Consider the following 7,162-nt stretch of genomic DNA (forward strand, 5'->3'; position numbering starts at 1 on the left):
CCGCGTAGCCTGCCCTGCGGGCAGGCTCCGGGCGCGGAGGCCTTGCTGCCTGCACCAGGAATCGGGCCCGCATAGATAATGCGCGCACGATGGCATTGATTACTTTGTTAGACGCCCAACTGGCGTTCGGGCATGTGGCGCTTCTCGACCACGCCCAGTTTTCCCTGGAGAGCGGCGAGCGTGTGGGCCTGATCGGTCGCAACGGCGCAGGGAAGTCCTCTTTGTTGAAGATTCTTGGCGGGCTGGCCAAGGCCGATGACGGCCAGGTCCAGACGCAGTCCGGTATCCGCATTACTTATGTGGCGCAGGAGCCGGTGCTTGCGCCCGAGCAGACAATCTTCGAGTCGGCATCCGCCGGCATAGCCGAGGTGATTGCCGTGCGCGACCGCTACCTGGCTGGCGCCGAGGGCGAGGATCTCGATGCGCTGCAGTCCCAGATCGAGGCCTATGACGCCTGGAACTGGGAGCAGCGCGTGGAGGAGACTCTGCAGCGGCTGCACCTGGATCCCGAAGCCGTGGTGGGCACCCTGTCCGGCGGGATGAAGAAGCGCGTGGCACTGGCCCAGGCCCTGGTGGCGAGACCTGATGTACTGCTGCTGGATGAGCCGACCAACCACCTGGATCTTGACGCCATCGAGTGGCTGGAAGAGTTGCTGCTGAACTTCAAGGGCAGCGTGGTGACCATTACGCACGATCGATCCTTCCTGGACCGGGTTTCCACACGCATCGTGGAGCTGGATCGTGGAACGCTGCGCTCGTATCCCGGCAATTTCGTCCAGTACCAGCAGACCAAGGAGGATCAGCTGGCCCAGGAGGCCGTGATCAATGCCAAGGCCGACAAGCTGCTGGCCCAGGAAGAGGTCTGGATCCGCAAGGGCGTGGAAGCCCGCCGCACGCGCAGCCAGAGCCGCATCGGCCGGCTTGAGCAGTTGCGGGCCAACCGCGCTGCCCGCCGCGAGGTGCTGGGTGGCGTGAAGATGGACATTGCGTCGGGCCGAGGCGACGGCTACCAGGGCAAGATCGTGGCCGAGCTGACGGATGTGGCCAAGTCCTTTGGCGACAAGAACATCGTCTCCCACTTCACCGCCACCATTTTGCGCGGAGACAAGGTGGGCCTGATCGGACCCAACGGCGCAGGCAAGACGACGCTGCTCAAGATGATTCTGGGCGAACTGGCACCTGACAGCGGCCAGGTGCGGCTGGGGGCGAATCTGCAGGTGGCGTACTTCGACCAGATGCGTCACCAGATCGACATGGATGCCACGCTGGAGGACTTCATCAGCCCCGGCAGCGAGTGGATCGAGATCGGCAGCCAGAAAAAGCACGTGAAGAGCTATCTGTCGGATTTCCTGTTCTCTCCGGCGCGCGCCCATTCCCCCGTTCGCTCGCTGTCTGGCGGGGAGCGCAACCGCCTGCTGCTGGCCCGGCTGTTTGCCCGGCCCGCGAATGTGCTGGTGCTGGACGAGCCGACCAACGATCTCGATATCGAGACGCTGGAAATGCTGGAAGACCTGCTGCAGAACTACGACGGCACCGTTTTTCTGGTCAGCCATGACCGCAGTTTCCTGGACAACGTGGTCACCAGCACCATCGCCTGGGAAGGCCCGGGCCAATGGCGCGAATATGAAGGCGGCGTGCAGGACTGGCTGGATCAGTCCCGCCGCAGCCGCGATCTGGCCGAGGCCGCGCAGCCCAAGCCATCCAAGGAAGAGGCCAAGCCCGTTGCGGCACGCAGCGACGGCAAGCCCAAGCGCAAGCTCAGCTACAAGGAGCAGCGTGAGCTCGATCAGTTGCCCGAAAGCATTGCAGCGCTGGAGGCAGAGCAGAAGTCCATTCGGGAAGCCTTGGCCGATGGTTCGCTGTATGCCAGCGACAATTCCCGCGCCGTTCAGTTGCATCAGCGCGATGGCGAGATCGATGAGCAGCTGATGGAGGCGCTGGAGCGCTGGAGCGCACTGTCGGAGTGAGCTTTCTTCGGACGAAAAAAAGAGCGCCAGGCGCTCTTTTTTTCATGGGTGCCGCCAGGACCGGCCGTTGCACTCAAATGCGGTGGTGAACCTGGTCCGAACCTATGCGCAGCTTGCCCAGCAAGGCGGAGGCGATCTGGTTGAGGGGCAGCACCTCGTCGGCCGCACCATGGGCGATGGCCTCGCGCGGCATGCCGAAGACGATGCAGCTGGCTTCGTCCTGCACGAAGTTGTAGCTGCCCGCATCGCGCATTTCACGCATGGCGACCGCGCCATCGGCACCCATGCCGGTGAGCATGATGCCGTAGGCGTTGCGGCCCGCACAGGCCGCCACCGACCTGAAAAGCACCTCGACCGAAGGTTTGTGGCGATTCACGGGCGGGCTGTCATCCACCACGGCGACATAGTTGGCACCGCTGCGCTGCACGGAGAAATGCTTGCCGCCCGGTGCGATGTAGGCGTGGCCGGGCAGCAGCCGCTCGCCCTGCTGTGCTTCCTTCACGGTCATCTGGCACAGGCTGTTGAGCCGGGCCGCGAAGCTGGTGGTGAAGCCCGGCGGCATGTGCTGGGTGATGACGATGGCCGGGCAGTCGGCCGGCAGATGGGTGAGCACTTCACGGATGGCCTCGGTGCCGCCGGTGGAGGCACCGATGGCAATCAGCTTTTCCGTGGACAGCCGCCCCAGCAGCGACGCCGGTGCAGCCTGGCGCGGCGCGCTCATGCCCGCCGAAGCGGAGACCGGCGCCAACGCGCTGCCGGTGGCGGGAGCCGCACTGCGCGGAGCGACCGGCAGGCGCCGGACCTGGGCCACGGCAGCAACGCGGATCTTGTCCACGATCTGCGCGGCCAGCTCCTGCAGGCCGTTGGACACGCCCACGCGCGGCTTGGCCACGAAGTCGATGGCGCCCAGCTCCAGCGCGCGCATGGTGACCTCGGCGCCGCGCTCGGTCAGCGTGGAGATCATGACCACCGGCATGGGGCGCAGCCGCATGAGCCGGCCCAGGAAGTCGATGCCATCCATGCGGGGCATTTCCACATCGAGCGTGATCACGTCGGGATTCATCTCGCGGATCATCTCGCGTGCGATCAGCGGATCGTTGGCCGAGCCGATGCATTCCATGTCGTGCTGGCGATTGATGATCTCGGACAGCAGACTGCGCACCAGCGCAGAGTCGTCCACCACGATCACCCTGATTTTCCTGTCCATTCCTTTGAACCTTCCTCAAAACAGGTCGACCGAGCCGCCTGCCGTATTGCGTGCCACGACGGCTGCATTGCCGCGCGTGAATTCCTGCTGTACCAGCTCCTCCGGATGGGCGTGTGCCAGGCGCTTGACCATGGCCTTGCCGCTGGCGGGGAAGAACACCACCTTGCGCGGGTAGATGTCCAGCACATCCTCCGAGACGATGGGGATGCGTTCGGTCTGCAGGTACTGCGTGACGAAGGCGGTATTGCGTTCGCCCACGTTCATGGTGGTGAAGTTGTGCATCACCTGCCCGCCGCCGAAGATCTTGGCCTGCAAAGACTCGCGCCGTGCGCCGAGCTTGAGCATTTCGTTGATCAGCAATTCCATGGCGTACGAGCCGTAGCGGCCCGACGCATCGGCGGAGTCGCCGTCGGGCAGCATGAAATGGTTCATGCCGCCCACGCGCATGGTACGGTCCCAGATGCAGGCCGAGATGCACGAGCCCAGCACGGTGACCAGGATCACGTCCTCGTTGGAGACGAAGTATTCGCCCGGCAGCACCTTGACGGCGTTGTGCTGGAAATGCGGGTCGTAGTAGAAGAACGACGCCTCGCCGGGGTAGCGCTGCTGGCGCTTGAGCTGCTCCAGCGAGGAACGCGGCACCGGGTCGCCCGGCGCCGGGTAGTCCGCAGCGGTATAGCTGTTGATGCGCGGCGTGCGGCGGCGCTCCGAAGGCGGCGGGGGCGGTGCGAAGGCGGAGCGGTCTCCGATCATGGGAAGACCCCCTTGTGTGCGGCAGGACCTGCGTCAGCGGCGCTCATAGACCGTCTTCCCCTTGAGCGTGAACAGATCGCGCGAGTCGCTGAAGTTCTCGGCATGTCCGACGAACAGCAGGCCCCCGGGCTTCATGACGCGGTGGATGCGCTCCAGCACGCGGCGCTGCGTGGCCGCATCGAAGTAGATCATCACGTTGCGGCAGAAGACCACGTCGAAGGGATCGCGGAACGGCCAATCGTCACGGATCAGATTGACGTTGAGAAACTCCACCAGGCGGCGCAGCTCGGGCTTGACGCGCACCAGGCCCGCATTGCCGGCCTTGCCCCGCAGGAAGAAGCGGTGCAGGCGCTCGGCGCTCATGCCCTTGATGCTTTCGGCGCGATAGACACCGGCCGACGCCGTGTCCAGCACACGCGAGTCGATGTCGCTGGCCTGCAACTGGAAGCTGGGCGTGGCGCCCAGCACTTCCAGGGCCGTCATGACGATGGAGTAAGGCTCTTCCCCGGTCGAGGCCGCGTTGCACCAGACCTTCCAGGCCGTGCCGGCCGGCTTGCTGCGCAGATGCTGGGCAAAGATCTCGAAATGGTGCTGCTCTCGAAAGAACGCGGTGAGATTGGTGGTCAGCGCGTTCACGAACTCCTGCCACTCCACGCCATCGGACTGGGACTCCAGCCAGTCCAGGTAGGTGGCAAAGCTGTCGTAGCCCGTCTCGCGCAGGCGCCGCGACAGGCGGCTGTAGACCATGGCGTGCTTGCCATCGTGCAGGCTGATGCCGGCCCGCTGGTAGATCAGCGCCTGCACGCGGGCGAAGTCCCGCGACGACCATTCGAATTCGCGCCCCTGGGCCAGGGGCCCGTTGGCTGCCCCGTCGTCGGCGACGGGGCGCGCGGCCAGTGCCGCATTGGAAGAACCGGATCGCATGAGGGCGCTCAGTGCAAGAACGGGTCTCAGTCGGCCGAAGCGACCAGGCCCATGTCCACGTTGTTCATGAGCTTTTCGATGTCCAGCAGGATAAGCATGCGCTCGCCCACCGAACCCAGGCCCAGGATGCAGCCGCTGTCGATGGCGCTTTCGATGTCCGGCGCGGGGCGCACGGCTTCGGGAGCCAGCTCCATCACGTCGCTGACCGAGTCCACCACGATGCCCACCACGCGGTTGCGCAGGTTCAGGATGATGACGACGGTGAAGCTGTTGTATTCGACCTGGGAGCAGTTGAACTTCAGGCGCATGTCCACGATGGGCACGATGGTGCCGCGCAGATTCACCACGCCTTTGATGAACTCCGGCGCATTGGCGATGCGCGTGGGCGGCTCGTAGCCGCGGATTTCCTGCACCTTCAGAATGTCGATGCCGTATTCCTCCTGGTCCAGGCGGAAGGTCAGGTACTCGCGCGCGCCGGTGGCGACGCCTGCAGTCTTAGCGATCACGCTCATTGCTCAGCTCCTCAACTGTCGGGCCCGCGCCGTGGTGGCGAAAGCCATGGTTTTTGGCGGCGCGCAGGCTCTGCCTGCGGCTCCGTCGTTTGTCGTCAGGTATCCCTGTCCCATTCAGTGGCGCGCGCGGCGCACCAGCGCACCCGTGTCCAGAATCAGCGCCACCGTGCCATCGCCCAGGATGGTGGCGCCCGAAACGTTGGGCACCTTGCGATAGTTCGATTCCAGGTTCTTGACCACCACCTGGTGCTGGCCCAGCAGCTCGTCGACCAGCAGTGCCACGCGGCTGCCGTCGGACTCGACCACCACCATGATGTTGCTGGACTGGCTGGTGTCGCTGCGCGGCACACGGAAGGTCTTTTCCAGCGCGAACACGGGCATGTACTCGTCACGCACCTTGACCAGTTGCGTGCCGTTGGCCACGGTGTTGACGTCCTCTTCCTTGACCAGGAAGGACTCGACCACCGAGGACAGCGGCAGGATGTAGACCTCGTCGCTGACGCCCACCGACATGCCGTCCATGATGGCCAGGGTCAGCGGCAGGCGAACGGCCACGCGCATGCCCTTGCCCTGGTTGGACTCGATCTCCACCGAGCCGCCCAGCGCCGCGATGTTGCGCTTGACCACGTCCATGCCCACGCCGCGCCCGGACACGTCGGTCACCACATCGGCCGTGGAGAAGCCCGGCGCGAAGATCAGCTGCCAGACGTCCTGATCGGGCATGCTGTCCGAGACATCCATGCCGCGCTCGCGGGCCTTCTTGAGAATCTTCTCGCGGTTCATGCCGCGGCCGTCGTCGCGCACCTCGATGACGATGGAGCCGCCCTGATGGGAGGCTGCCAGCGTCAGCGTGCCATGCTCGGACTTGCCTGCGGCCAGGCGCTCCTCGGGCATTTCGATGCCGTGGTCCACGCTGTTGCGCACCAGATGGGTCAGCGGGTCGGTGATCTTCTCGACCAGGCCCTTGTCCAGTTCGGTGGCTTCGCCCAGCGTGATCAGGTCGATCTTCTTGCCCAGCTTGCCGGCCAGGTCGCGCAGCATGCGCGGGAAGCGGCTGAACACGGTGGACATGGGAATCATGCGGATGGACATCACCGATTCCTGCAGGTCGCGCGTATTGCGGTCCAGATCGGCCAGGCCTGCCAGCAGCTGCTGGTAGGCCGATGCATCCAGCCCGTGGCTGTTTTGCGCCAGCATGGCCTGGGTGATGACCAGCTCGCCCACCAGGTTGATGAGCTGATCGACCTTGGCCACCGACACACGGATGCTGGTCGACTCCATCTGCGCCTGCTGCGCCTGGGCAGCCGTCTTGGCAGCAGGCTTGGCCGCGGCACCGGCCGGCTGGATGGCCAGCGCGCCGTCGGCCTGGGGCATGCCGGGTGCGCCGTTGAAGAAGCCGTAGGCCTCTTCGGCGGGCGGAATGGCGACCGAGGCCAGGGCGGCGTCGGGATCGTGCGCGGCATGCTCTTCGGCGACGGGGGCTTCGGCCACCTGCACCGCTTCGGTTGCAGGAGCGGCCCCGGTCGCCTCATCGGCTGCCGTAATGCGAACCTGCTCCTTGGCCACGTGGAAGGCGAACAGATCGAGCAGGTCGTCGTCGGTGGACGAGGTCTGCACGGCAAAGAGGCGGCTTTGCGGCTGATCGCAGGCCAGGTCCTCGATGCGGCCCAGGCCGGGAATGTCGCGGAACAGTTCCTTGATGGCCTCGGCCATCTCCAGACGCTCCAGCGGACCGATCAGGATGTGCAGCGAACGGCCGCCGCTGGCGGGCGCCGTTCCGACGGCGCCGCCCGATACGG

The 7,162-nt window shown here is 65.3% G+C and carries 6 protein-coding genes; 1 reads left to right on the top strand and 5 read right to left on the bottom strand.

Annotated elements, in window-relative coordinates; all coding sequences use genetic code 11:
• Positions 1–89: 89 nt before the first annotated feature.
• Complete coding sequence (locus tag L995_RS14330; protein WP_047472390.1) at positions 90–1,967, top strand: ATP-binding cassette domain-containing protein; 1,878 nt, start codon at positions 90–92, stop codon at positions 1,965–1,967.
• Between the two features lie 73 nt (positions 1,968–2,040).
• Here the strand turns inward: L995_RS14330 and L995_RS14335 are convergent, their stop codons facing one another.
• The 5 genes from L995_RS14335 to L995_RS14355 all read right to left on the bottom strand — a co-directional run.
• Positions 2,041–3,174 carry a protein-glutamate methylesterase/protein-glutamine glutaminase gene (locus tag L995_RS14335; protein WP_047472391.1) on the bottom strand — a complete coding sequence of 378 codons (1,134 nt, stop codon included), beginning with the start codon at positions 3,172–3,174 and terminating at the stop codon, positions 2,041–2,043.
• 15 nt (positions 3,175–3,189) lie between these two features.
• Complete coding sequence (gene cheD, locus L995_RS14340; protein WP_016449335.1) at positions 3,190–3,927, bottom strand: chemoreceptor glutamine deamidase CheD; 738 nt, start codon at positions 3,925–3,927, stop codon at positions 3,190–3,192.
• A gap of 33 nt (positions 3,928–3,960) precedes the next feature.
• Positions 3,961–4,851, bottom strand: a complete 891-nt coding sequence (locus L995_RS14345) for a CheR family methyltransferase (RefSeq protein ID WP_016449334.1) — start codon at positions 4,849–4,851, stop codon at positions 3,961–3,963.
• Between the two features lie 26 nt (positions 4,852–4,877).
• Entirely contained in the window at positions 4,878–5,363 is a 486-nt protein-coding gene (locus tag L995_RS14350) for a chemotaxis protein CheW (RefSeq protein WP_016449333.1), read from the bottom strand.
• A 114-nt stretch (positions 5,364–5,477) separates the two neighbouring features.
• Positions 5,478–7,162 (bottom strand): chemotaxis protein CheW (locus L995_RS14355; protein WP_047472392.1); only part of this gene is annotated, 1,685 nt, incomplete at its 5' end.

The sequence above is a fragment of the Delftia sp. ZNC0008 genome (assembly GCF_000799035.1).
Classification (GTDB): domain Bacteria; phylum Pseudomonadota; class Gammaproteobacteria; order Burkholderiales; family Burkholderiaceae_C; genus Comamonas; species Comamonas tsuruhatensis.